We start from the raw sequence: 26,340 nt of genomic DNA, 5'->3' as shown, positions 1-26,340 counted from the left end.
ACTGCTAAAGGTAGTATGCCCAAATGCGCTCTGGTAAACTCTGCGCTCCAAAAATTAAGAGGTTTATCATGTCCGTTAATTTCGCTGATCTTGGCATTGACCAACCGTTGGTTGAGACCCTAGGTGGTTTGAATATTGTTACGCCGACTCCTGTTCAAGAAAAATCGATTCCACACGTGCTGGAAGGTAAAGATCTGCTTGCCGCTGCACAAACTGGTACAGGTAAGACTGCGGCATTTGGCTTGCCAATCATCCAGACTGTTCAGCAACAGAAACGTAATGGCACGCCGCAAGCACTGATTCTCGTGCCGACTCGAGAACTGGCTCAGCAAGTGATGGACAACCTCACGCAATACTCAGCAAATACTGATCTTAAAATAGTGTGTGTTTACGGTGGCACTAGTATTGGCGTACAAAAGAAAAAGCTTGAAGAGGGCGCAGACATCCTTATCGCAACACCGGGGCGCCTACTTGACCATTTGTTTAATGGCAACGTAAACATTTCTAAAACAGGCATCCTTGTTTTGGATGAAGCGGATCGTATGTTGGATATGGGTTTTTGGCCTGATCTGCAACGTATCCTTCGTCGTTTACCACAAACGAAACAGACCATGCTTTTCTCAGCGACGTTTGAGAAGCGCATTAAAACCATTGCTTACAAATTGATGGATTCTCCGGTCGAGGTGGAAGTATCACCAGCAAATACGACGGCAGAAACAGTGAAACAAATGGTTTACCCAGTCGATAAGAAGCGTAAACGCGAACTGCTAGCGTACTTAATTGGTTCACGTAACTGGCAGCAGGTATTGGTATTCACCAAGACTAAGCAAGGCAGTGACGAATTGGCTAAAGAGCTTAAACTGGATGGCATTAAAGCGGTCTCTATCAATGGAGATAAATCTCAAGGTGCTCGTCAACGTGCGCTTGACGAGTTCAAAGAAGGTAAAGTACGTGCGTTAATTGCAACTGATGTTGCCGCTCGCGGTTTAGATATTCAACAACTTGAGCAAGTCGTTAACTTCGATATGCCATTTAAGGCGGAAGACTACGTTCACCGTATTGGTCGTACGGGACGTGCGGGTAAATCTGGTCTTGCGGTTTCTTTGATGAGTCGTGATGAAGAGTATCTATTGCACGCCATTGAAAACCTGCTTGACCAACGCTTACCGCAAGAGTGGTTAGAAGGCTTTGAACCAAGCTTAATAGAAGAAATTGAACCTGAGCGTAATAGTGGTGGTCGTCGCAAGAGTCGTTCTGCTGAAAAACGTAAGATGAAGGCAAAACTGGCAATCCATAAAAACCGCGGAAAAAACCGAAAATAAAAAGGTGATTGCGATTATCAATAACCTTGATTACGCAGTCTTTGCTTCTTGGTACGCTTCAAGCGTTTGAGGCATCGCTAATAAGTAGCCTTGATACATATCGAAACCGAGTTTTTTCATTAAGTTAAGTTGATGCTCGGTTTCAATTCCTTCAATAACGGTTTTTGAGTTCACATCTCTCGCTAGCGAGAGTGCTTCCATCAAACACGAAAAGTCGCCATTTTCGTACCTCAATAGCAACGATCGATCTATTTTTATGATGTTCGGTTTTACGCATCTAACGCGCTCAATCGTTGAGGCATCAATTCCGTAATCATCAATGGCAAGCATATAGCCATTATCACTGAGCTCTTTCGTAGCTTTGTAGAGGAAGTTTTCATCACTTGCATAAAGTTCAACTAACTCCATGACGATTTGCTTTCGGCGCAAGCCGGCTTCGACGATGGATTGATTTAGCAAATTACTATAAGACATGTCTTTTGCCAGCATCTCTGCTGCTTTTGGTAAGACATTTAAGAACAGCTTTTTATTGCTAAACTTGGACTGACCGAAATTGCTGATGTGAATGAGTCGACTTAAGCGCTCAACATTGATTTGATCTTCACTGGGGATGCTCGTTGAGTGAAAGAATTGGTCTGGTCTAATCATGAGCCCATCTTGATTGCTGATACGTACCAGCGCCTCAAGACCGATGATAGAAAGATCTTTCTGATAGATGGGTTGAAATACGCTTCTCAACGTCAGTTGCTTATATTGTGCGACGTATTGCCCATCTAATTGTTTTGAAATGCAGCCCAGTAGCTGCGAGATACTCATCATTATTGTTTGTAACCTAGACCAAGACACTTTCACTGATGCCTAACTGATTGTTGTGCATCTAGTTTTACTTCAGTAAGTCGAATCTAATTGTGCTGAAGGGGTCAAGGCAAGAGAGTTAGCTCGTATTGAATGGAAATATCGATCAGCCTCAAACAAATAGATGAATAGGCTGATAATCTACCTGTTGCAATTTGATGTTACCACTGTAAAACCGCGTACAGTTGAAGGTACTTTCTGACCAGTTGTTGCTTGTTTGAGCGGCGCAAAGGATGTCCAAATTTAATGTAGCAAGGGCTGATACCAAAGCGCGTATCCAGGGAATGGGTAAGCTGTGACTCGCTGGTAAACAATGTGATGCCTTGCTCGGTATATTCATTAATTGGCTCAGGTAGCTCACCCATCCACCAATGTAATAACTCTCGACTGGTTTTACTACGGCTGATCCAATGATCGCTCACCAAAAATAGTAAGTCATTCGGCTGCAATGCATAGCCGTACTCACTTTGCCATTCAGTGATAGAAGAAAGTAGGTTTTCGCGGCATGAATTGCCTGCACTGACCATATGATGGCTTAATACCCAGACCGTACCAATTTCAGATGAGATGCGATAATGGTGAGGTAAATCTGGGGCATCAAGTACTTCAATTGGTTTGATGATACTACTGTAACCAAAGTGACGAAATGTGTGCTCCATACGTCGTGCAAATGCAAGACCGAGATGGTGTTCACTCATACCTTGGTTATGTACCGCAGGATAATGCTTCTCACACAGTTTGAGACAATCGTCCTGAAAATCATTGACACTTTGAATGACTAAGTCGAGTAGCAAAGAATATCCCTTAACGGTTAACAATATGAACGGCGAAAGGTTAGCATAGTCCTTTTAGGATAGACTAATTTAGATAGGCAACTTCTTGATCTAAACATCAAAATTGAGAATAGAGTTCCGTAGGTAAAATATGATCAAACTAGAAAGAGCACAAAAAGAAACATTGGCGACAGCCATTCAAGATTACATGCAGGACGAACTGAGTCTTGAAATCGGGCAATTTGACAGCGAATTTTTGATTGATTTCATCACAGAAAAACTCGCACCGATCTATTACAACAAAGGGATTGAAGATGCAAAAACAGTAATTGAACGGCGTATGTTAGAAATGAGCGATGAACTGTATGAAATAGAACAAGAAGTTCAGATCTAAGTTTACGTTTTACAAACGATTTTAAGTTCCTTCAAATTTTTCGAACAAGATGTTTTAACAAGCAATATTGGTTAGATGTAAAGGATGGTAAATAATCTGTTTCATACAAGGTAAATAAGTTAATGTTGTGTTTCTTGCTCAACATCAACTTAGGAACATATCTAGGAACGTGAGATGGAAACACTGGTAAAGAACTACAACCTACCTGCACGATTTATGCATTGGTTATCAGCACTTTGCATCATCGGTTTGTTTGCTGTGGGTTTGTGGATGGTCGACCTTAGCTACTACAGCGAATGGTATCGTACGGCGCCACATTATCACCGCTCTGTGGGCATTCTATTGGCAATACTTACTTTGGCTCGCATCGTGTGGAAACATGTGACGGCGTCACCAAAAGTAGAAGGTAAACCTTATGAAGTGGCTGCAGCAAAGGCGGCACATGGTGTGATGTATTTATTGCTCATCACTATCTTTATTTCAGGTTACCTCATCTCAACATCTGATGGTCGCGGTATCGAAGTCTTTAATTGGTTTACGGTACCAGGCGCAGGGGAGTTATTTCCCGGTCAATCAGATATTGCGGGTGAAATTCACTTCTATGCAGCTTGGGCTGTAATCCTAATGGCTGGTATGCATGCCGCTGCTGCACTAAAACATCACTTTATCGATAAAGACAACACATTAAGAAAAATGTTAGGAGCTTCAAAATGAAAAAGTCACTTTTCGCTACAGGACTAGCAATCGCTATGGCACTACCGTTTGGTGCTAACGCTGCAGATTACGTTATCGATACGAAAGGCGCTCACGCATCTATTAACTTTAAAGTAAGCCACTTAGGTTACAGTTTCATCAAAGGTCGTTTTAATACATTTTCTGGTGACTTTTCTTTTGATGAAAACAACATTGCTGATTCGAAAGTAAACGTAGTGGTTGATACCACTAGCCTTGATTCAAACCATGCAGAGCGTGACAAACATATTCGTAGCGGTGATTTCATCGATGCAGGTAAATACGGCGAAGCGACGTTTAAGAGTACAAAAGTTGTAGACAAAGGCAACGGTAAGCTAGATGTAACAGGTGACCTCACTCTTCACGGTGTCACTAAGCCAATCACAATCGAAGCAGAATTTGTTGGCGCGGGTAACGACCCATGGGGTGGTGAGCGTGCGGGCTTCATTGGTCAAACCCGTCTTGAGCTTGCTGATTTCGAAATCCCTGTAATGGGCTCATCGAGCTACGTTGATATGGAATTGCACATCGAAGGTATTAAGAAGTAATTTCTTGCTCTTGTGTGTATAAATAAAGAAAGCGCTCTAAATAGAGCGCTTTTTTATTGGTGCCAACTTTTGTTGTTAGTTGTTAGTTGCTGGTTGTAATAGTTTTATGCTGTTTCTAGAACGTTATCTTCAACTAGGTTTAGACGCTCGCCATATACCGGACGAAGAGCTTTAAGAACTTCACTACGTGTCACCACGCCAACCATCAGACCGTTTTCTAGTACAGGCAGCACTTGAGGCTTGCTTACTTTGATACTTTTCGCGCGTTCTTCTAAAGAAAGAGAAGTAAAGCGAGTCGCCATGCCCATGCTCGTCGTTGGGTAAAGTTGTTCTTTATCGATACATAAGAACTCAACAACGTCGACTAAGCGGTCATTTGCATCAATTGCTACTACGTCACGGCTCATCAAATCGACAACTTTTTGTTCTTGAGCTGGGATGTAATCTTGGCACCATAATTCAACCATTACGTCGTGTGCTGAGAAGAAACCAACCAAACGGTTTTCAATGTCAACAACAGGTGCACTGATTAGATTGTTGTCCAACAGGGTATCTAGTGCAGTTGATACTGGCATTTCTACGCTCAGAGTAACTGGGCTCGGGTTCATGATCTCTTTTACAATCGATGCGTTTTTCATAGTGCGTTCCTTAACTGACGTGAGTGTTGTAGTGTTTGTAATTGATGCAACTTTTGCTGCTTTAAGTTCTGGTCGACGGTAAATGCACCAGTTAGCTAAACCAACCAATACTGCACCACCAACGATATTGCCTAGAGTCACTGGAATTAGGTTTGCAGTGATGAAGTGACCGACATTCAAATCTGCATATTGAGAAGCTGGTACACCAACCGCAGTCCAGAAAGATTCCGGTGCGAAGTTTGCGATAACGATACCTAGCGGTACCATGAACATGTTTGCCACACAGTGCTCAAAACCACTGCTAACGAACATCGCTACTGGCATGATGGTCATTGCTGCTTTTGTCATAGCGTTTGCCGAGCTGAATGTCAGCCAGATTGCAAGACAAACCAATAAGTTACATAAAATGCCTAATGCAAAAGCTTGTACCAATGTATGGTGTAGTTTGTGCTGTGCGATGTTGAGTGCGTTTAAGCCCCATTGACCTGCATCCATTTGGTACAAGCCCGCCGCACTTACCAATGCAAGTAAAAACATTGCACCGATGAAGTTACCTACATAAACCTTGCCCCAAATCGACAACATTTTGCCGAATGAGATTTGTTTGTTTGCCCATGAGATGCTCGAAAGCACTGAGCTGGTAAACAACTCACCACCGCAAATGACGATGAGTATCAAACCCATACTGAATGCTAAACCACCAGCAAGACGGCTAAGACCCCAACCTGCATCCGCACTACCTGTTGTCACTGTGATGTAGAACAAGAATGCTAAACCGATGAATGCGCCTGCCATAATTGCCAAACCCAGTGTCATGCCGCTGGTTTTGTTTGCTTTACTAAGTGCAAACTTCTCAGCTTCAGCCATCATTTCTTTTGGAGAGAAATACTGGATATTTTGAGAGCTGGTCACCGCCATAATGACTCCTTAGTCTGTGGTTCCATATGAACTCCTTGGTTAATGAAATCGAGACGTTTTCTGTACTCGAAAGAGAAGGTGTTATTGTTTTTTGTTGCGGTGTTCCCGAACCGCATATCCAGATTAAGCAGGTCAGGGCTACAGGTAAAATTGATAATATTTAGAATCCTCATCAAATTATTTGATAAGTTCTTAAAGGCAGGTAAAATGAACCTCATTGCGTATCGACGCATGTATTTTTGGGTTGCGAGAGTATGGGGAATACTCGCCAATTAGGGAGGACACTTTGCGCTACTCACTTAAGCAATTAGCGGTTTTTGACGCTGTTGCAGATACCGGCAGTGTAAGCCAGGCCGCGGATAAACTGGCTCTGACACAATCGGCGACGAGCATGTCGCTTGCTCAGTTGGAAAAAATGCTTGGTAGACCTTTATTTGAAAGGCAAGGCAAACAAATGGCTTTAACACATTGGGGGATGTGGTTAAGACCAAAAGCAAAGCGTTTACTGCAAGACGCGCTACAAATTGAAATGGGTTTTTACGAGCAACACTTGTTGAGTGGACACATTCGATTAGGCGCGAGTCAAACACCTGCAGAACACCTAGTTCCTGACCTTATCAGTATCATTGATAATGATTTTCCAGAGATGCGTATCTCCTTAGGCGTACAGAGTACTCAGGCCGTCATCGATGGTGTCTTGGATTACAAATACGATCTGGGCGTGATTGAAGGTCGCTGTGACGATAACCGTTTACACCAAGAGATTTGGTGTCGAGACCATCTTACTGTAGTCGCAGCGTCCCACCATCCATTTGCGCGTAACTCATCAGTGAGTTTAGCTCAACTTGAACAAGCTAAATGGGTGTTGCGAGAACATGGTTCTGGTACTCGCAAGATTTTTGATAGTTCGATTCACCATCTTATTGAAGATTTGGACGTGTGGCGTGAATACGAACACGTTCCAGTTCTAAGAAGCTTGGTATCCAATGGTCAGTATTTGACGTGCCTGCCTTATCTTGATGTAGAACGTTACATTGAAGCTGGTGATTTGGTTGCGCTGAACGTACCTGATCTGAAGATGGATCGAACATTATCGTTTATATGGCGTGCTGATATGGCGGAAAACCCATTGGTTGACTGCATCAAACGTGAAGGCTTACGCATGATGAAAGGCAAACCTTCAGTGCTTTAAGCGATATTCGAAACAAAATGATCGCATCTTAGTAAAGGCTCTGCATTGTGCAGGGCCTTTTTTGTCATCTATTGCTTATTTCGCCCAATTTATTGTGATTTTGTTATTTTCGAAATCTGTTGATTTATCGGTTGCGTCAAATTTAACGTGTAAAACATGCAACGTTATGGGATGTTAATGCGATCTTGATCACCGAAGTCAATGAGGGATGTGCCTAGTATTGACTGCCTGATTTCAATGTATGAAGGCAGTTTTCGAACCAAGTGGTACGAAACTAGTCAAGCGGGTAAGAATACCATGACCACACTTTTAGCAATTTCAATTACAACTGGCATTCTCTCTGGCGTATGGGGCTGGATCGCTATCTCCCTTGGTCTGTTGTCTTGGGCAGGCTTTCTTGGCTGTACAAGTTACTTTGCATCCCCGACAAGTGGCTTAAAAGGGCTAGCAGAAAGTTTGATCACCAATATGACAGGCGTATTTTGGGCGTTGGTAATCATTTACGGTTCAACTTACGTAGGTGTAGAGATTATCGGTTATGTAATTACTGCTGTAGTCGCGTTCTTTATGTGTATTCAAGCGAAACAAGCTTGGCTAGCGTACATCCCTGGCACTTTCATTGGCTCATGCGCCACTTTTGCTGCAGACGGCAATTGGCAACTTGTAGTGCCATCGCTGATTTTAGGTGGCGTGTTTGGCTACTTAATGAAAGCAACAGGACTTTGGTTACATGCGAAATCAGCCGCTACTTCTTCGCTCGCTGAGCAAGTACAGTAGTGAACCCCCGATCTTATTTGTATCCGCTGTGTGTTGAGACTTATCCCGCTCAATACAGTTAATCAAAATTACTGATTCTTGATACAAGCACACCAGGTTGGTGTGCTTTTTTTTATTTATACACTTGTTAGGTGTTTCCGTTTGCCATGGTAACGACACGTTTCAACGTCCAGCGCAGTAGCACAGGGATGCAATCTACACCTCGTTCCTCACAATGAGCGACAATCGCTAAGGCGAGATCGGGTTTTGCTTGTTTCTTCAGAACGCGATTTACGACTTTCTTTGCTGGGATTGGGTGCTCATGAGGAACTTTGATAATGTCCTTAAAGAAAAGTTCGAAACCATTGTTATAGAGGAAATGCTCGATGTCTCTGTCAGGTAATTCCGTTAAGCGATGGCGTTCTTGGTCGTTATCCAAATGTGCCCTTACTGTATGAGCGTATTTCTTACCCGCAGGATCTCCGTCAGTGACGACGTGCCAATCTATCCCAAATTCTTTGGCGACTTTGATCAGAGACTTCAACCCAGACTGGGCAAATTCAACAATTTGTACGCCTTCTGCCGCTAAGTCATACCCGCATTGACGTGCCAGTTCGTTAAATAACCAAACTTCTGTTTCACCCTCAACCAATAGCCAGCAACGAGCAAATAGGGCACCAGCACGATGAAAACGAATGTGGAAGCCAATCCGACGGAGTTGGTCGACACTAAAGCGGTTTGTGTTGAGTGACTTTGCAATGGTTCGATCTGACAAACGAACTAATCGACGAATAGATGCCAACGGTACAGAGCCGAGTAAACGGGCACTGTTTGTGGTGAGAATCTTCTGCATCGGAAGCAGTTGCAACAAGCTCCAAGCGCGGGATAGATGAGTAGGATGTAAACGACCTTCTGGATCTTCAATGATCAAGATGGGACGTGCACAACGTCTTAAGTCTGTCGGGCCTTTGGCTTGTAGGTACGCGTTTAACAATCCCATAAGTAGTAAGCGAGTTTGCTTGTTATTCGTCTCTTTCAAAAACTGCGATAACCCTTTTTCAGCAGAAGGGCTGGCATAGAACAGACCGTCTCGCGGTTTTCTCGGGTGACCTTTCTTCACGCTTCGGAATGCAAAATAGTGCTCGACTAACGTGTGCATTGAATCAAGACTGCTGCGAACTTCACCTTTGTTCACATGACCAGGCATAGCAAACAAGCGACGGCAGGTATTATTAATGCGTTTTTCTATACGAGCATTTTTGTTGTCACCATTAATGTGATTGGGTTCGGGGAAACGGCGTGAGTCGCGTAATCGGATTACTGGGTGAAGGGTCATCAGTTCAATTGCGAGTTTCTCTGCATGATGCAGTTGCTTCGCTTCGCCATCACAGTCCAAGAATGCGTACTTGGTTGTGATGTGGTGACCATCTCTACTGGCACTTAAACGGTAATAAATGACGTGTTCGTTGTCTTCGTTGATGCACCATGTAGGTTTAATGCGACGATAACGTCCAGCATTCACTTCTTGTTTATCTTGAGATTTAAAACAGAGTACGATTTGAAGATGCTGTGTTTGTGGGTGCGAGATGGAATAGTCGACGTGGAAGTCCGTCATTTCAAATTGATAGAGAGAGCCATCTGCAGGTAAGGCGAGAGACAGGGCGTCGAGTAGGGAGGATTTACCCCAAGTGTTCTCACCGATTAAGGTCGTCAGTTCGTCAAAAGAGAGTGAAAGGCGTTTAATGCCTCTAAACCCAGAGATTTCGATGCGTTCTAGTCTCATCTCACTCCTCCTTGCAATTATTTGAATTATCGAGAGTTCTTTTGCTCCTCATAAGCATATATGAAATTGATCATGGCAAGTTAAGCTCAGTTCACAAATTTAAGAGCATTCATCCTATGAATAGAGACCGTTTAGGCGTAAAGTCACTTTCAAACTTGTACGCAAGATGAATCTTGATCACGTAAAAATGAAATGACAATTTCTCTGTTTCATAAAATTCATGATTCTGTCATGATTCAGTTCTAATAATGATGTCCAAGTAACCTCGAGATGCTTAGTTCAGCGAGAATGACTTGGTTTGTAGACTAGGCAACGATTTGAAAACCTAGTGACCCTAAGTTAAAAAGCGTTAACAACGTATACAAACCAAGTCAACTCGCCCGAAGGGAGCGTGTCACTGATTCAATTTCTTTGTCAAACAATTGGGAAATAGATGACTATTACGCTGCATCGTTGTCCTTGAACTTAAATCAGTGACATCGCTCTGAATACTGCGTCTTGAGGTCACTTGGGCATTTCGGAATGAAAAGAGAGAAGATGACAATGAATAAAAATCATAAGCCAGTCAGAATCAAACTGGCACACATCAATGACACTCATTCCTACTTTGAGCCAACGTCATTACAGCTAAAACTCAATATTGATAACGAACGCACACTAGAGCCTTACGTGAGCGCTGGTGGGTTTTCACGTATCGCAACACGCGTAGAACAGCTTCGTGATGATGCCCAACGTCAAGGTCAAGGCATGTTGTTTTTACACGCTGGCGACTGTTTTCAGGGCACTCTGTACTTCTCGTTATTCAAAGGCAAAGCAAACGCCGACCTATTAAACGCGCTTAACATCGATGCGATGGCTCTGGGCAATCATGAACTTGATATGGGTAATGAACCGGTTGCTTTGTTTTGTCAGCGTACCAACTTCCCGTTGCTTGCAGGTAACTGGGACTTATCCAATGAATTGCCAACTAAAGATCACCGCATGGGCGATTGCGATAACGTATTGAGCTTCGACACTGAGACTCAAAGCGCGCAATATCTGGTGAAAGAATTTCACGGAGAGAAAGTTGCCATCTTTGGTTTGTCTATCGACAAGATGAGCGATATTGCCAACCCAGATGCCGACACACCATTTATCTCTGCAATAGAAACAGCAAAACATACTGTTGAAAACATCCACCAAGCGGGTATTAAAAACATCATCCTTTTGAGCCACTTAGGTTATGAAGGGGATCTCGAGCTTGCAGCTCAAGTGGATGGCATTGGCATCATAGTCGGTGGTCACAGTCATAGGTTACAAGGTAACTTTACCGCTATTGGCTTAGGCGAAGATGACCCATATGGCGTCAAGGTAAACGATACTTATGTCGTTCAAGCTGGTTATCACGCATTAACCATGGGGCATTGTGTTCTTGAATTTGATGAAAATGGCACCGCGACCATGTTAAGTGGTCAAAATGAATTGCTACTCGGAAGACGCATTTTCTGGGATTCGACACTAAATGAGCAGCTTGATCAAGGTGTGTTTGAAGAAGCGTGTGACTTTATTCATGGTCAACCAAACGTAGTTGTTTGTAAAAAGCACCCAGAGACACAAGCGATCTTAAATGATAAGTACATCCCAAGAGTGCGTAAGCTTCAGTCCCAAGTAATTGCAAATGTGGCAGAGAAGAAGCGCCATGTACGTATTCCTGACGAATTTGGCGGAAGCGAACTTGCTCCAGCAGTAGCGCATTCATTCTTGTATGCGCTTAACAAGCGTGGGCACAAGGTTCAATTTGCCATTCATAATGCGGGAGGTGTGCGTACTTCTCTCAATCCGGGAAATATTACCGTGGCAGACGTTGCCGGACGATTGTTGCCATTTGCCGTTCCTATCGGTTTTTATGACGTACAAGGCAAAGTTGTTCGTTTAGCATTGGAAGGCGCGATCAATAATGCACTTAACAATGGTGTTGAAGGCACTGGTTCTGGTAGCTACCCATACACACATAATTTGAACTTTGAATATCAAGCCGATGCGCCAAAAGGACAACGCATTAAAAACCTAGAAATTTTTGATGGTAAGCGTTGGTGTGAGATGGAAGATGAGCTTTGGTACCGTGGTACTTCGTCTGCTTATACTATGAAAGGTAAAGAAGGTTATGAAGCGTTGCTGGATATGAAAGGTGAAGGCTTTGTCAGTAATCTTTCCATGGCAGATTGCTTTGTTGAACTACTAACGGACGAACCAAACTGTTTGAACCAAAGTCACAAACTTTACTCGCAGAAGAATCAATAACCGTTATTGGTATCTTTTTTGCTCACTCCCTAATGCACATGCGATGAAGAGGGAAGAGAGTATGTGGAAAAAAGATTGGGCTGACGCAGCGGTTGTCGTTGCTTGGGTCGCAGTTTGGTCAACACTGGTTTACTTTGTACCGCTAACTGGTTTTTAAAGATCGACTATTCAACAAATGAGGGGCGCATAAGTGCTCCTTTTTTGTATCTGAACCGGCTTGAATTCATGATGTTGATAAACATTATTCACAAAATACTTTGTTTTTATCGATAACGATTTTTTGTTGGAGATCGACGCAAGCAGGGGTATGATGGCGGCGTTTGGGGAGTAGTTAGCGCAAGTTTATTTATCGTCATCTCGTTAAGCATCAGCTTATCCGGTAAATAAAGGTGTCACTTGATTCATCACGTGATCACTTCAACGAGACCAACGCATTCATTGGCTAGCAGACACATGGGTAATGTGACTGCTGGTTTGTATTGTTTGCGGAAGGTCAGCCCGAATAATGTCCTTCCGCGTGGGAGGAAGCATGTCTCTTATCGAAAATACCACCCAATTATCCCAGTCTGTTCCACTACAAGAATCACTGACAATGTACGGTGCATTCGGTCTATTTACTTTGGTTTTAGTCGCCCTCGATATCTATCAGACTCGTGGCGGCGTAATTACCATGAAAAAAGCAATTGGTTGGAGCGTATTCTGGTTCTTATTAGCGTTTGTCTTTGCAGGCTCTATCTATTTCTTTTGGGATTATTACGCGCCTCATAGCGTTTATACACACGAAAAAGCGACCATATCATTCTTAACTGGTTACTTGCTTGAGAAATCGTTAAGTGTCGATAACTTGTTTGTGTTCGCAATCATCTTTGCGCAATACAAGGTGCCAGAGCATTTGCGTCCACGCGCTCTATTGTGGGGTGTGATTGGTGCGTTAGTTCTACGTGCAATCATGATCGCAGTAGGTGCTCAATTACTTGCTCAATACCATTGGGTGCTTTACCTATTCGCAGCATTCCTAATTTGGACGGGTATTAAACTGGCGCGAGATAAAGGCGAAGAAGAAGAGGTGAACCCATACCCTGAGCAGTTCATTCGTAAATTCTTACCAGTGACAGAAGAGTATCAAGGTAACCACTTGATCTTGAAACAAGCAGGTAAGTGGGTTGCAACGCCAATGCTGATCGTTGTTGGTGTGATTGCAGTGATGGACGTGATGTTCGCACTGGATTCGATCCCTGCAATCTTTGCAGTAACGCGTGAACCATTCTTGGTATTAGCGGCTAACGTGTTTGCTCTGCTTGGCTTACGTTCTCTGTACTTTGTACTGCAAGCAATGTTGGACAAGTTTGTGTACCTAAAACCAGCGTTATCAGTGATCATGATGTTCATTGGTGTGAAGATGCTACTGGTTGGCACGCAATACGAAATTCCAACGGTTTGGTCATTAACTTTCCTAGTAACAGTGATGACGACAGCGGTTATTGCTTCTATCTATAAGAACAAAGAAACCAATAGTTCTAGCGTTAAAATTACTAATCAAAACTCTTAATGATTTTGTAAATTCAAAATCCTTTGAAAGATTATTTGGTTAATTAATTGTTGCAAATAGACTTGGGTTTACCAGCGTAAATCCAAGTTATTCAACTAAAGATGCGCTTTGCTGAATAGATATTCAGCTGCTTGGGGTTTGTATTCTTAAGGGTTGTAACGGAATTGTTTTATAAGAAAAACTAATCTGAATAACCAAATTTTGTCATTTTTTGCTCAGAGAAAAAATGACTAATATACGACCAACAAAACAATTTACTGCTTTTAAAGAGAGGCAATCATGGCACAAGCAATGCAAATGACAAATGTAGCTTTACCAACCTCTATGGATAAGAAGACCTACGCGGTTAACTTCAAAGGATTGATTGCTCACTTACTGGATATTCTTTTCGTAGACAACTCTGCACCCCGCAGTTACTACGCAGAAGACCTATCTGCACACATTCAGAAAGACATCGGTATGTACCGTTAATCTGAATGGAAAGCGAATTCGAAATGCCGGCTTAATCGCCGGCATTTTTGTATCTGAAATTGCTACACCTAAGACCGCATTGAAAGCTATCTCTTGCTCGTACGGTCATAGTCAGTATCAAAGAAAAGGAGCTGCCTATGATTAACGCGATTACACTTGCTGCTATTACCAGTCTTTCTGCATCACAAAGTTGGGTTCATGAAGGACAGCCCGCACAAGTGATAGAGCTATTTACTTCAGAAGGCTGTTCAAGTTGCCCACCTGCAGACAAATACCTTTCTACGTTTCAATCCAACCCTGATTTGTGGGAAAAGTACATTCCTGTCGCATACCACGTTGATTATTGGGACTATCTTGGTTGGAAAGACAAATTTGCAAAGTCTGAATTCTCTCAGCTGCAACGTTTGTATCGCGCTTATGGCGCGGTAGGGAGTGTCTATACTCCAGCATTTGTCGTTGATAGTGAAGAATGGCGCGGCTTTTTTAATTGGCGCAAGCGCGTATTACCCAGCAACGACAACGTAAAAGCCCAATCATTGACACTAAAGCGCTCTGGCAACCAATTCTCTTTACGGTTTGAAGAGAAAGGCTCGTATGATGCAACGATTGTGTTTCTCTCAAGTAATGAAACCACACCAGTTAAGCGCGGTGAAAACCGAGGGAAAGTACTAGAGCATGATTTCGTTGCATTGGAGAAACAACAAGGTCGCTCAAAGAGTGGAGAGTGGACGTTTAAGCTCAGTCAGCCCATCAACAACATTGATGCTGTTGCGGCGTGGGTGACTGAGCCAGGGACTTTTAATCGTGTGCAGACTGTCGCGGGTGAGATTCGATAAATGAACTAAAGGGATGCCTTCCAATCCGAAAGCGCTTTGATGTGTTCTGGTCCAATACCGCAGCACCCACCTATAATGGTTGCCCCGCACCGATGCCATTTTTGTGCAAAAGTTAAGTACTCTTTTGGTGAGAGTTCTCGCATCGCTTGTAATGCGCTGTTGGCTTCGTGATTAGATTTGATTGCGGTGAAGTTGTTCGCGTAAACCCCAATTTCAATATCTAGCTTGTGTTGGTCTAAAACTGCTTTGGTATCACTGACCGCTTTTGCCATTACTTCAGGTACCGAGCAGTTAAAGTAAACGCTGATGGTATTGGTGTTGTCTGCACTTTGTGCAATATGCTCAATGGCTTGGATAACGGTTTCCCCAGAGCGCAACAACGCGGTTTCCACTGAGTCATCACTTAAAGAAAAGGCATACACAGTAGGTTTGATGCTGCTTGTGAAGACTCTTTGTAAACACTTTAGCTCCTCTAAACTGCATATGGTCTCCGCTAGCCAAAGGTCTACATAATCTTCTTGAGCTTCAAACAAAGTCTTGAAAATGATTTCACCTAATTTGGGTTCGAACAGATCTGGTCGATAACTCCCAAACGCTGGTGGAATACAACCAGCTACTAGAACGCGTTCCGGTGACTTATCTGCACATTCACGAGCAATTTGGGCTGCAAAGCGTGCTAGTTCACTACCTTGTTGTTCGTAAAGTTCTTGTCCCAGATGGAATGGTACACAAGCGTAGCTGTTGGCAATGATGATATCTGCGCCAGCGTGGATAAAGTTGTTATGCGCTTGGTAAACGAATTCTGGCGATTCAATCAGAGCTTGTGCGCTCCAAAGTGGTTGAGAGAATGGGGCTCCCATGCGTTTCAGCTCTCTTCCCATACCGCCATCAAGGATGGTTAACTTTTTCATACTACAGTCCATCTTAATTCTTCCTTGTTGAACCTTAAATGAAAATGGCTATGAACGAAAGTGACGAGCGGAAAAGGATAGGTCGTGTAGGTGGGTAGATTAGTAGTGAGCTAGATAAGACAAAAGGTGCGGACTGCAGAAACGAAAACGGGGTTCCAACTGGAACCCCGTTCAATTCGAAAGTAATGTTGGGATTACTTCTTACGGCAGTACTCAGCGATCACGTACATTGACTGACCACCGTTTGCCTTACCTGAAACAAGTTTAGGATCATCACCAAGGCTGATACCGCGAATAACAGTACCTTGTTTGATTACTTGGTTTGTACCTTTAACTGGTAGGTCTTTGATTACTGTTACATCGTCACCTTTCTTAAGTTCAGTGCCGTTGCAGTCAACAGTTTTATCGTCAGCAGACATACCTTTCATTGCCCAGTTCATTTGCTCTTCTTCCATGTACATCATGTCAAGAGCATCTTGAGCCCAGCTTTCTGTGTTTAGGCGAGTAAGTTGGCGCCATGCAGTTACTTGTACTGCAGGAACCTGACTCCACATGCTGTCGTTCAAGCAGCGCCAGTGGTTAATGTCTTTAGGGTCTTCGATCTCACCATGACACTTATCACAAACCATGATAGCAGTATCAACCGTTACGTTGCCGTGTGGTGGCACAGCGTAAGCAGTTAGTTGAGTTTCAGAAGAACACAGTTCACATTTTGACTCGCAGCGAGCAAGCAGAGTAGCTTCGATAGACATAAGGACTCACCTTAGTAATGTTTTTTGGTGGCGGTATTATCCACTTTATCCTGAGAAATAAAAGGGTGTTAGAGAATTAAAGGCGAGATTTTACAATATTCCAACCTGAAAGGAGTGAAGATGTAAAATATTGGCTAAACAAATAATATCTAGAATATAAATAAGGGTGTTGATTGTTTTGAATGATGAATCAGTTGCATTGATGAATGTTATCGATGGTAGGGAGATTGATTGAAAATGCCCCCTGACTTGACAGGAGGCAAAGGATCTAACGTTCGATAATTTGTACGATTTGGTCTTGTGAGATACTCATTTCTTTGCCATCCACGTCTTCATACTCGTACATGCCAGTATCTTCATTGAGATCTGGTTTGCCATACGAGGTGATGATTTTCCCTTCATTCGTTGACATAAGATATTGGCTGCTGCCGCAAGCGGCAAGAAGTAGTGCAGTGGCAATCACGGTCAATACGCGCATAGAGTTTTCCTTTTCAAACAAGTGAGTTAGACAAAGACATCGTTTTAACTATAGCAGAGGAAACTATGAGTGGGTCTGAAAGGCATAGAAACAAAAAAGCCCAGTAGAAACTGGGCTTTGAGGGGATGTACAAGATTATTTTAGTACTGTCGCATTACTTACTTTGCTTAATGCATCATCCACTACAAAATCAGCATTCTCAGCCTGCATTTCTGCGTGGTGAGGAAGGTCTGCCAACGTACCTGCCGGAGAGGCAAACGTGCTGTGTGATGCCGTTGCGTTAAATTGGACAAAGCTTGCTGTTGCATTCACAGCAGTGTCTGAGCTGTTAACCGTTTTCAAGCCTAGCTTCTTCGCAAGTGGCTCGGTACCTGCAAATGGCGCATTAGGTACGTTGTTTGGAACGGTTGCATCACCATCTACTTCTGTCATGAAGAATGGTGTTGATAACGAACCAGTCTTCATAAGGTCAGCAGCATTTGTGAACGGGTCAACGGTATCAAGCGTTGTTTGCGCGGCATAGATAAAGCTAGAGAAACCAGCATTTAATTGAGCCAGAGCTTCAGGGCTTGCGCCTTTCTCAAACGTTTCGTAACACACTTTATCGCTAAGTTCTGCACAAGATGCATCTGCATAACTCGCATAGTCTGCGGAAGCCGCGTACGCTAGGTTATGTTTGATTTGCGGACCAAAGTTGGAAGAGCCAAGCAGTAAGTTACCGATTTGACCACCAGAGTTTTGGATAGATGCACTACTGAAGTTGTACAACGCATCTGCTGATACTGAGCCCAGAGAGTTGTTTGCCGCTGCAACGGCTGACGTACCAACGATGCCTCCTAATGAGTGACCAAGCATCTTAACTTTTGAGCCAGTTGCTGGGTTAAACCCTTTAAGTGGGCTATTCGCAAGAAGACCCGCTTGAGCAGAAACCACAAGACTTGCGCGAAGACCTAATACGTCAAGGACACTTTGGCGAAGGTTATCACGCGCTACTGCCAAGTTAGACAAGTTCAAATATGCTAACACGTTTGAATTTGCAGAACGTTGGTCATCCAAGCTACGAGTGCCATGAATTGGTAAGTCGATAGCGATCACCGCTACGCCAGCTTTAACCATGTTAAAGGCAAAAGCGTAAGCATTTTCTTTTGCTGAAGTAATACCATGTTGATAAATCACAACGTTGGTCGGCGTGCCAGTTTCTGGAGTGAACAACAGGAACTCGACATCTTCTAGAGACTTAACCGCTGGCACTGGTGAGTATCGAGTGATCACTCGGTCACTATCCAGTGGAGTGCCGTCAGATAGTTTTAGATTAGCGCCAACAAGTTTTAGCTGCTCTGTAGGATCAGTAGCGAGCTTGCTCACATCAACAGGGTCATTTGCAAATTCACCACTAGACAACTGCTGAATTATGCCTGCTTGTTCATCTTTGTTTGATAAAGCGGCTTGCAGTTTCACAAGGCTTGGCATTGCTGAAACCATTGGCTGCATGTTCCAGTCAGCACCTTTCTCTAGATAGTAAGGTAGTCTCACCACACCTTGAGTTACGTTGACTGAAACACCGGCATTCGTGTAAAGCCCTTTTATTGCGGTCTTTGTTGAGTCTAAGTCACTGATGTATTTGTTGAAGTCTTCATCTGCGTCTAACGCAGTAATGAAGTCTTGAGTCGCACCCAATGACATCGTGTATGCAGTCGCAAGGTCGACCGAACCTGGGTTAGTGTCATTCTTGTAAACCGTGTTGAGCGTGTTTGCTCCGGTAGCAAAACCGGTTGCGGTTACGCCTTTCACTGCTGCAAGTGTGTCACCTACCGACTGTGTGCTAAACCATGATGAGTAGATGATGTCTGAAGGTACAACGTTTAGTAAGCCAGATTGAGTAGCAAGACCAAAGATTCCTTCAACCGCCGTTGTTGCAGCTTGTAGAGAAGCAAGATCACCAGATTCGTATACGACTTCTTTCGATTTTGCCGTCGCGTAACTACCGGATGTACCGATTGCGTCACCATTTACATCTTTTACTGCTTGAGTCACTGCAAAAATGTATTCGCTTGATTCATCGAATGAGTCTGCGAATTGGATGTAAAGACTCTTACCACTTGATACGACTTGGAAGTCTGCATCAGCAGTTGCGCCATCTTGGATCTTTAAAACTTTTTCGATTGGGTTTGTCTTACCATCCCAATCAGTGATGCGTTGATTTAGCTTAATAACGCTAATACCCGACGTTACTAAACCATCAGCGAAGCCTGCACCGTTGAAATTCAGAACGATTGGCATTGATGTTGACCAACCATCCATGGTGTTCATGGCGGCGCGAGGGTTGGTTAGCGCATCATCACCACCAGTCGGCAGACCGAGCGTGCCATCTGTTTTATCCATTAGCAAGTAAGAAGGCGCTGGTACATCAGCATTCGAACCTTGAACCGTGAAACTAACCGACGTGTTACGGTCAAGTAGTGCCTGAACCGCAGGTTCAAACGTTGCGGTATCTGAAGTGCCTGAGCTAGAAGTGTCGTCACCACAACCTGCAAGTAGGATTGCAGAACAAAGCAGTGATAATTTAAACGTATGTTTCATTGGTTTACTCCGTTAATCCTGATTATTTGAAGGTGTAGTTCATCTGTACAGCACTGATGTAAGCCGTACCTTCTGAATCAAATGTGATCTCTTGATCTGCTGCGTTTGTTTCAGTGAACGAGCCAGACTTACTCTTAACAAAGGCAAAACCAGCATCGAAGCTTAAGTTTTCTTGCATTACATAAGTCACCCCTGCGCTGTACCAGAAACGGTCGCTATCAGGAATACTCAACGTCGCTTTACCCGCTTGTTCGTCAAATGCGATACCAGCGCGTAATGTCCATTGATTGTTCAGAGTATATGTACCACCGAAAGAGTAGCGGTTATTGTCTTCGTATTTCTCAGGTTTAAAGAAACATTGACCAGCGGTGCCGTCGTTACATTGTGGGCTCGTCGCTTTTAGTTCTTTAAATGTGCTCCAATCTGTTTGCTGCCAACCGTAGTGGATAGCCCACTTGTCGTTTAGCTGGTGGAATGCTGAGAGTTCGATGATAGAAGGAAGCGAAATTTGTAGTCGACCATCGACTTTTGGTGCTGTTGCGATGCCAGAGTCATAGCTACTGAACTCACCATTGTCGAAGTCTAAATCCACTTTAGAGCGATAGCCGAAACCAAAGCGGTTATTTTCGTTGTACTCATATAGCGCACCGATGTTCCAGCCCCAGGCAAACGTATCGCCTTCCATACCAATTAGGTTGTCAGACTTTTTACTACCAGGACCAAATAGGGGAGCTAGGGCACCTTTATGACGAGTCAATTCCGCTTGCGCGTAGACAAGGTTAATACCACCACCAACACTGAATTGTTCATTGATGCGGTAAGCAATGTTTGGGTTGATATTTACAGACAGCAAAGAAGTATCGCCTGCCATATCACCGGCAGAGATATCATTCGGGTAGTCAGTGGCAACACCGTAGGTTGTGAACATACCAAGACCCCAAGCCCATTGATCGTTAATAGGGCTAATGTAGTAGCCAGCAGGAACGATTTGCAGCGGAGCTACGTCTTTTGCATGTTCTTTATGGTAAGTGTCGTAGACGTTAACTTCAGGATCGACGATGGATAGCGCACCTGAAAACTGAGCTTCTTTAAAAAGTGTCATCGCAGCCGGGTTACGCGCTAAAACGCTTGCGTTATCCGCAACCGCGCCTTCACCTGAAAATGCTCTACCAAGACCAGATGCCGAGTGTTCAGCAACCTGAAAGCCCGCAGATTGGGCATTACACGCAAACAATATTGAAATTGTAAGCAGAGAGCAGTGCTTCTTGTTCATCCTTGACCCTCCTAGGGTGTCATTATGTTAGACCGAAGTCTTTGTATTTGTTGTATGCCTTTTACACCAGTTGCTGTCGGTTAGAATTACAACTGCAATGTAAATATAATGTTAATTGTATGTTTATTATCTTGTCAAAGATTAGACGTATATTGCGTTTTAAATTTGATGCATAGGTCAAACAGCAATTAATAAGGTCATGTATTATGGTGATATTTTTATAGCAAATGGTACGACCAGACTTGTTTTGTAAATCTTATGGTTAATCGCTAACCAAACACCTGTTGTTAACATGCTTTGCGTTCTATTCCATTACAGGCATAATTCCCACTTTGTGTTTATCGCATTGGAAATCTCGTTGGAATTACTACACATCGAATTTTTGGGGAAATCGCTTAGGCTGGAAGGTTCTATGGCGGGTTGGCAACAACTGTTTTGGGATAACACTCTGGTATCACAAATTGATGCTAGTGATGATGATTCCGGCAAGACGCAACATCAATTCAAACTTTCTTCTGGAGAGCAGGTATTGAACTGCCAACTGAGCTGTGAGTTAAATTGGCAACCTTTTGACTTCAAATATCAAGCTACGGTTAATGAGGCTCTTGTGGCTGAAGGAACTCGCAATGAAAAGGATATTGAGCAACAAGTTCCAGTTGAGCCGCCACCAACAGAAAAGCGCTTTAGCATCATTGGTCTTGTGTCGCTGGGAATGAAAGCGCTTAAGAGTGCGAAAGTGATTAAGGTTGCGTTAGCGTCTGCGAGTTTAGCTGCCTACTCATGGTTGTTCTCGATAGAGTTTGCGCTTGCGCTCGTTGCATGCCTGGTCTTCCACGAATACGGGCACATCCGTGCAATGAAATACTTCGGTATGAAAACGAAGGGGATATATCTCATTCCTTTTTTGGGCGGGTTGGCGCTAAGCGATGAAAAGATCAATACACGCTGGCAAGACGTTGTTATCTCGATCATGGGACCTTTCTTTGGATTGGTGTTGAGTATTGTATTTACAATTTTGTACTGGGTGACGGGAGAGATGATCTTTGCCGGCCTTGCGGTATTTAACGCCTTGTTAAACCTCTTTAACCTATTGCCGATTTTACCTCTAGACGGTGGACATGTACTGAAGAGTATTACTTTCTCCATGAACTCATGGATTGGTCTAGCCGGTAGCGTCGCGACTGCAGCATTGGGTATCTATATTAGCTACGCATTCGGTTTAACGTTGTTGGGATTCTTGCTCATCATGGGGATGTTGGAAGTTGTGGTGGAGTGGCGCACAAGACACCATAGTCATTTGTTGCCTTTAACTCGATATGGGCAGCTTTTCTCTTTCGCTTGGTATCTAGTGTCCATTGGAGGCTTCATTGCTATCATTTGGTATTTTGCGGGTCTTGGCGACAGCCTGTTAAGCCTGCCACTGCAAATCCTTGGTACGTAAAGGGCTAATGCGAATTAAATAAAAAGAAAGCTCCCAATGGAGCTTTCTTTTTGACTTCTATTTGCTCGTTTAACTCGTTTGAGAAAGCGAGCTAGAGAGTAGTAGGTTGCTTACACTAGATTGGCTAAGCAATTTAACCACATTTCGGTGCTTTTACGTTTGAAGCAGGCAGCGTTTTAATCGTCGCCTGCAAATCACGAATACGCGTGCTGTGTGATGGGTGAGTAGAGAAAAATTCTGGCGGTTGGGCGCCACCAGCTGCGCTCATATTTTTCCAAAGATCGACGCCTTGATTTGGATCGAAACCTGCTTTCGCCATGTACCCTAAACCCACGATATCTGCTTCGGACTCTTGCGTACGACCGTAAGGTAAAATTACCCCATATTGCACGCCAACACCAAGCGCTGCCATTGTCATTTGTTGGTATTGTTTATATTCAGATGCACCAATTGCTACATTGGCTAGAGACAATCCAGCATTTGCTAATTGGCTTTGAGACAGACGCTCATTACTGTGGTCAGCAAGTACGTGTGCAACCTCGTGACCAATTACGGTCGCTAGCTGATCTTGGTTCTTCGCCACTTTCAATAAGCCCGTGTATACACCAATCTTCCCTCCAGGAAGGGCGAAGGCGTTGACTTGGTCACTATCAAAAACCACCACTTCCCAATCTTTAAAGCCCGGCTGAGGAGGGATAGTGTCTGTGATTTGCTTCGCCACGCATTGAACATAAGCGTTGGTCTTTTTGTCTTTGCTAATCGGTATTTCTTTCTTCATTTGCTCGAAAGATTTGGCACCGAGAGAAGACATCTCTTGGTCGGAAAACATCAAGATTTGGTTTCGACCTGTCGGTGAAGCGCTACATGCTGTTAAGCCAGCAACGGTCATAAGAATTGAGGCTTTAATCCATGTTCTCATAATGGGGTCCATAAGTATTTTTTCTGTTTTGTACCAATAGTATAACGCTTAGTAAAGAAACTTTAAGCCATTCTCGCTTAACGACGTATCTCTAGGTTATTTGGGAATACATAAATCACATTATGCGATGCGTTGCGCCTTGAAGTAACGATGCATTCAGGTCTATGCTAGACGCACTTTTAAAGACTGAGCACCAGTGCAATACTGGATGAGATAAGAGCGAACAAATGAGTATCTGGAAAAAGCCAATCGACTTGGACATTCTTAACGCCACATCAAAAAACACCATGATGGAGCATCTGCAAATCGTTTACACCGATTTTACTGATGATTCGTTATCAGCAACCATGCCTGTTTGCAGTTTTACACATCAGCCACTGGGTATGCTTCATGGTGGTGCGTCTGTCGTCTTGGCAGAGACTTTAGGCTCGCTCGCTGCAAACTTTTGTGTTGGAGAAGGCAGTTATTGCGTTGGATTAGATATTAATGCTAACCACGTCCGTGCAATGCGCAGCGGCTATGTCATTGGCACTGCAAAGCCCGTTCATCTCGGCGTCTCAACTCAGGTGTGGCAAATCGACATCGCTGATGAACGAGGTCGATTAGTTTGCGCCAGCCGACTGACGATCGCCGTGAAACACCAAAAAGAAAAGTCACATTAACGAGTACAAGACGAACATGGTTATTGAATTTTCTCTTGGTAAAATCATCGCAACGCAGCGAGAAGTCGTTATTAAACTCAATGGTAGCGGCATGGTTACAATGCAAGCACAAGTCGATGCGATTCAGTTACTTGGTCGTGGTGCAAACGTTGTTTTGGCACATGGTGCAGAAACAAAATGGTCGATCAAACTCGATGATGAAGATCAATTACGCCAATTAGCGCAAGAAATTGGTATCGACATTCAATAATTTGCATGTCTAGGTTTGCACTTTTTGCAAAAAATGAGGAAACTTAGTTTATCGTTATGAAAACTAAAATTTCCTCTTTATGAGTAGCCCTCGTTTACGTGTTCAATTCGAAACACTGTTTGAAAAATTCTCTGGTAATAACACGGAAGTTCAACTCGAAGATATTACCGATGCACTTTTCTGTACTCGCCGAAACGCTCGAATCGTCCTCAATAAATTAGAGGAAGAAGGGTGGATTGAATGGCATCCTGCCGCTGGTCGAGGAAAGCTTTCTACACTCATTTTTAAACGTAATCGCAGTGATGTTAGCGAGAACCTCGCACGCCGTTATCTAGATGAAGGTAAAATTGGTCAAGCATTGGAGGCGCTAGATAATGACGCCGCCAAGCTTACCCAAGTTATTCAAGGTTATCTTGGTCTCCAACATCGTCAAGGTGAGCAAGTTGTGCGTTTGCCGTACTACCGACCACTTGCGATGTTAAACCCTCAAAAGCCGATGCGCCGTTCTGAGCAGCATATCGCACGTCAGGTATTCAGTGGATTAACTAGACTGGATGATAATGAACACCTCCAACCGGATTTGGCGCATTATTGGGAAGCGCTTTCAGACACTCATTGGCGTTTCTATTTACGTCGAGGTGTTCGTTTTCATAACGGTGAACTACTGACCACCGACTGTGTCATTGAGAGTATTAGTGCGTTAAGCGAGTTGAATCTTTTCTCTCATATCGAAAATGTAATGTCGCCAGAGCCTTGGACGGTGGATATTCATCTTGTTCGTCCAGATAAATACTTACCACTTGCTCTGAGTGAATCCCAAGCAAAAGTACTCTTACCGAGCACGCTGCGTTCGGAAGAATTCGATAGAAAGCCAGTAGGGACTGGACCATTCCAAGTTAAAGTAAATGACGACAAGCGCTTAATTTTGACTGCGTTTGATGGCTACTTTGGGTTACGTCCTCTGTTAGACCAAGTAGAGGTGTGGGTGATCGATGAAGCCTATTCGTCAATGGTTTACCCAAGTTTGACCAAACCCCAAATGGATAAACAAGCCTCTACTGACGAGGTTGAGCTGGATCCCGGTTGCACCTTCTTACTACTGAATAAAAATACAGGTGTTGCAAAAGATCCACGTTGGGCTGAGTTTCTTAGTCAAACATTAAACAGTTACCAGGTGTATGCTCATGTACCTCAAGACAAAATCATAGAGCTGGGTGTGTTACAAGCCTTTGGCTTAAAGCCGGGCTGGATCGATCTGAGACCAAGTGTTGCGGGTGAAGTACCTCAGAAAGAGAAAGTTATTTGTGTCGCTTACCAAAAGAAGCACCCAATGTTTCCTGTTATTGCTAAAGCGATCAAAACCTTGCTAAAGCCACATGGTGTTGAGGTTGAGTTCATCCGTTATGACACGCAACCACCGTCACCAGAAGAAGTGGATATTTGGATCAAAGCAATGGGGATCGCCACCAACCGTAACGATGCGCTCGCAGGATGGTTGTTAGATTACAGTGACATTGACAAATTCAGTGCTGGATATGATTTCTCTGGTTGGGCAGGGCTGGTGGATCAATGGCGTGCTGGTCAACACAGCGATTTCCCAGCTCGTGAGTTAGGTAGGCAACTTGTGAAGAGCTGCCAAGTGATCCCTATGTTCCATTGTTGGCTAGGCGTAAACAAAGACCATAGTGGTGCGCTACAAAACGCCAAATGTAATGCACTAGGGTGGTTCGATTTCAGCAACGTATGGGTAAAACCAAAAATAGAGAAAGATGGCGAAACCGAATAAGAAGCAACCGACTAAAACCGTCGAGATATATTGCGCCAAATGTAAAGCGCAGCTGTTCAAGTACCGCAAGGGCGGCAAAGGTGCCCTCGTTAAATGTTTTAAGGAACGTATTGTTGAAGACTTTACCAGCACGCCTTGCATTTGCCCTGGTTGTGAACAAGAGTTTGCAAGAGACACCTTAGTAAGAGGAACGCCTGCCTACAAGATGATTGGTGGTAAGGTTACGATGAAGTAAGAGTAA

Annotated in this window: 25 protein-coding genes; 15 read left to right on the top strand and 10 right to left on the bottom strand. The window is 43.7% G+C overall.

The features are described 5' to 3' along the window. Positions 1-68 precede the first annotated feature (68 nt). Positions 69-1,322: a DEAD/DEAH box helicase gene (locus tag QMY49_RS24555; protein ID WP_283314981.1), complete on the top strand. Its 1,254-nt coding sequence runs from the start codon at positions 69-71 to the stop codon at positions 1,320-1,322. Between the two features lie 30 nt (positions 1,323-1,352). On the opposite strand, the gene QMY49_RS24550 is transcribed toward QMY49_RS24555, so the two are convergent. Together QMY49_RS24550 and QMY49_RS24545 are read right to left on the bottom strand one after the other, a co-directional pair. Then, positions 1,353-2,141, bottom strand: a complete 789-nt coding sequence (locus QMY49_RS24550) for an EAL domain-containing protein (RefSeq protein WP_283314980.1) — start codon at positions 2,139-2,141, stop codon at positions 1,353-1,355. A 197-nt stretch (positions 2,142-2,338) separates the two neighbouring features. Then, positions 2,339-2,971, bottom strand: a complete 633-nt coding sequence (locus tag QMY49_RS24545; RefSeq protein ID WP_005451726.1) for a hypothetical protein — start codon at positions 2,969-2,971, stop codon at positions 2,339-2,341. Between the two features lie 130 nt (positions 2,972-3,101). On the opposite strand from QMY49_RS24545, the gene QMY49_RS24540 reads away from it, so the two are divergent. The 3 genes from QMY49_RS24540 (at position 3,102) to QMY49_RS24530 (ending at position 4,624) form a co-directional block, all read left to right on the top strand. After that, positions 3,102-3,344 (top strand): DUF2164 domain-containing protein, encoded by a 243-nt coding sequence (locus tag QMY49_RS24540; protein WP_009696700.1) that lies wholly within the window; start codon positions 3,102-3,104, stop codon positions 3,342-3,344. A 174-nt stretch (positions 3,345-3,518) separates the two neighbouring features. Next, positions 3,519-4,058, top strand: a complete 540-nt coding sequence (locus tag QMY49_RS24535) for a cytochrome b (RefSeq protein ID WP_017819592.1) — start codon at positions 3,519-3,521, stop codon at positions 4,056-4,058. Next, positions 4,055-4,624 carry a YceI family protein gene (locus QMY49_RS24530; protein ID WP_050922781.1) on the top strand — a complete coding sequence of 190 codons (570 nt, stop codon included), beginning with the start codon at positions 4,055-4,057 and terminating at the stop codon, positions 4,622-4,624. Before QMY49_RS24535 ends, QMY49_RS24530 begins: the two co-directional genes overlap by 4 nt. Positions 4,625-4,728: 104 nt before the next feature. On the opposite strand, the gene focA is transcribed toward QMY49_RS24530, so the two are convergent. Next, positions 4,729-6,180 carry a formate transporter FocA gene (gene focA, locus QMY49_RS24525; RefSeq protein WP_005451736.1) on the bottom strand — a complete coding sequence of 484 codons (1,452 nt, stop codon included), beginning with the start codon at positions 6,178-6,180 and terminating at the stop codon, positions 4,729-4,731. 286 nt (positions 6,181-6,466) lie between these two features. Here focA and QMY49_RS24520 point away from each other — a divergent pair, with 286 nt between their 5' ends. Continuing rightward, positions 6,467-7,372 (top strand): LysR substrate-binding domain-containing protein, encoded by a 906-nt coding sequence (locus QMY49_RS24520; protein ID WP_005441888.1) that lies wholly within the window; start codon positions 6,467-6,469, stop codon positions 7,370-7,372. Between the two features lie 297 nt (positions 7,373-7,669). Beyond that, positions 7,670-8,149 carry a DUF1097 domain-containing protein gene (locus QMY49_RS24515; RefSeq protein WP_005451739.1) on the top strand — a complete coding sequence of 160 codons (480 nt, stop codon included), beginning with the start codon at positions 7,670-7,672 and terminating at the stop codon, positions 8,147-8,149. A 127-nt stretch (positions 8,150-8,276) separates the two neighbouring features. Here QMY49_RS24515 and QMY49_RS24510 read toward each other — a convergent pair whose 3' ends face one another. Further along, positions 8,277-9,911: a DUF2813 domain-containing protein gene (locus QMY49_RS24510; RefSeq protein WP_005451741.1), complete on the bottom strand. Its 1,635-nt coding sequence runs from the start codon at positions 9,909-9,911 to the stop codon at positions 8,277-8,279. Between the two features lie 537 nt (positions 9,912-10,448). Here QMY49_RS24510 and QMY49_RS24505 point away from each other — a divergent pair. From QMY49_RS24505 to QMY49_RS24490, 4 genes are all read left to right on the top strand, one after another. Next, entirely contained in the window at positions 10,449-12,191 is a 1,743-nt protein-coding gene (locus QMY49_RS24505) for a bifunctional metallophosphatase/5'-nucleotidase (RefSeq protein ID WP_005451743.1), read from the top strand. Between the two features lie 529 nt (positions 12,192-12,720). Then, positions 12,721-13,740, top strand: coding sequence for a TerC family protein (locus QMY49_RS24500; protein ID WP_017819595.1), 1,020 nt, complete (start codon positions 12,721-12,723; stop codon positions 13,738-13,740). A gap of 279 nt (positions 13,741-14,019) precedes the next feature. Beyond that, positions 14,020-14,211 (top strand): hypothetical protein, encoded by a 192-nt coding sequence (locus QMY49_RS24495; protein ID WP_005451745.1) that lies wholly within the window; start codon positions 14,020-14,022, stop codon positions 14,209-14,211. Positions 14,212-14,348: 137 nt separating this feature from the next. Then, positions 14,349-15,047 (top strand): DUF1223 domain-containing protein, encoded by a 699-nt coding sequence (locus QMY49_RS24490; RefSeq protein ID WP_283314965.1) that lies wholly within the window; start codon positions 14,349-14,351, stop codon positions 15,045-15,047. Between the two features lie 5 nt (positions 15,048-15,052). Here QMY49_RS24490 and QMY49_RS24485 read toward each other — a convergent pair whose 3' ends face one another. From QMY49_RS24485 to QMY49_RS24465, 5 genes are all read right to left on the bottom strand, one after another. Continuing rightward, positions 15,053-15,970 carry a homocysteine S-methyltransferase family protein gene (locus tag QMY49_RS24485; protein ID WP_283314963.1) on the bottom strand — a complete coding sequence of 306 codons (918 nt, stop codon included), beginning with the start codon at positions 15,968-15,970 and terminating at the stop codon, positions 15,053-15,055. Positions 15,971-16,152: 182 nt separating this feature from the next. Continuing rightward, entirely contained in the window at positions 16,153-16,710 is a 558-nt protein-coding gene (locus QMY49_RS24480) for a PhnA domain-containing protein (RefSeq protein ID WP_005451748.1), read from the bottom strand. Between the two features lie 268 nt (positions 16,711-16,978). After that, on the bottom strand, positions 16,979-17,188 hold the full coding sequence (locus tag QMY49_RS24475; RefSeq protein ID WP_005451749.1) for a YgdI/YgdR family lipoprotein: 210 nt from the start codon (positions 17,186-17,188) through the stop codon (positions 16,979-16,981). Between the two features lie 135 nt (positions 17,189-17,323). Further along, positions 17,324-19,768 carry a VolA/Pla-1 family phospholipase gene (locus QMY49_RS24470; protein WP_009701341.1) on the bottom strand — a complete coding sequence of 815 codons (2,445 nt, stop codon included), beginning with the start codon at positions 19,766-19,768 and terminating at the stop codon, positions 17,324-17,326. A gap of 22 nt (positions 19,769-19,790) precedes the next feature. Further along, a complete protein-coding gene (locus QMY49_RS24465; RefSeq protein ID WP_005451753.1) occupies positions 19,791-21,041 on the bottom strand; it encodes an outer membrane protein transport protein in 1,251 nt (416 codons plus the stop codon). A 412-nt stretch (positions 21,042-21,453) separates the two neighbouring features. On the opposite strand from QMY49_RS24465, the gene QMY49_RS24460 reads away from it, so the two are divergent. Further along, positions 21,454-22,482, top strand: a complete 1,029-nt coding sequence (locus QMY49_RS24460; protein ID WP_050567825.1) for a site-2 protease family protein — start codon at positions 21,454-21,456, stop codon at positions 22,480-22,482. A 133-nt stretch (positions 22,483-22,615) separates the two neighbouring features. Here QMY49_RS24460 and QMY49_RS24455 read toward each other — a convergent pair whose 3' ends face one another. Beyond that, positions 22,616-23,401, bottom strand: coding sequence for a M48 family metallopeptidase (locus QMY49_RS24455; RefSeq protein ID WP_283314956.1), 786 nt, complete (start codon positions 23,399-23,401; stop codon positions 22,616-22,618). Positions 23,402-23,628: 227 nt separating this feature from the next. Here QMY49_RS24455 and QMY49_RS24450 point away from each other — a divergent pair, with 227 nt between their 5' ends. The 4 genes from QMY49_RS24450 (at position 23,629) to QMY49_RS24435 (ending at position 26,334) form a co-directional block, all read left to right on the top strand. Beyond that, positions 23,629-24,063, top strand: a complete 435-nt coding sequence (locus QMY49_RS24450; RefSeq protein WP_009696691.1) for a hotdog fold thioesterase — start codon at positions 23,629-23,631, stop codon at positions 24,061-24,063. A 16-nt stretch (positions 24,064-24,079) separates the two neighbouring features. Beyond that, positions 24,080-24,313: a DUF3389 domain-containing protein gene (locus QMY49_RS24445; RefSeq protein ID WP_005451760.1), complete on the top strand. Its 234-nt coding sequence runs from the start codon at positions 24,080-24,082 to the stop codon at positions 24,311-24,313. Between the two features lie 79 nt (positions 24,314-24,392). After that, a complete protein-coding gene (locus tag QMY49_RS24440) occupies positions 24,393-26,099 on the top strand; it encodes an SgrR family transcriptional regulator (RefSeq protein WP_045487832.1) in 1,707 nt (568 codons plus the stop codon). After that, positions 26,083-26,334 (top strand): hypothetical protein, encoded by a 252-nt coding sequence (locus tag QMY49_RS24435; RefSeq protein ID WP_017189038.1) that lies wholly within the window; start codon positions 26,083-26,085, stop codon positions 26,332-26,334. Before QMY49_RS24440 ends, QMY49_RS24435 begins: the two co-directional genes overlap by 17 nt. The last annotated feature ends 6 nt before the right edge of the window (positions 26,335-26,340 follow it).

This window comes from Vibrio harveyi (assembly GCF_030060435.1).
In the GTDB taxonomy this organism is placed as follows: Bacteria; Pseudomonadota; Gammaproteobacteria; order Enterobacterales; family Vibrionaceae; genus Vibrio; species Vibrio harveyi.
Note: the sequence above shows the minus strand (reverse complement) of the source record. Positions and strands in the feature narration are given on the sequence as shown.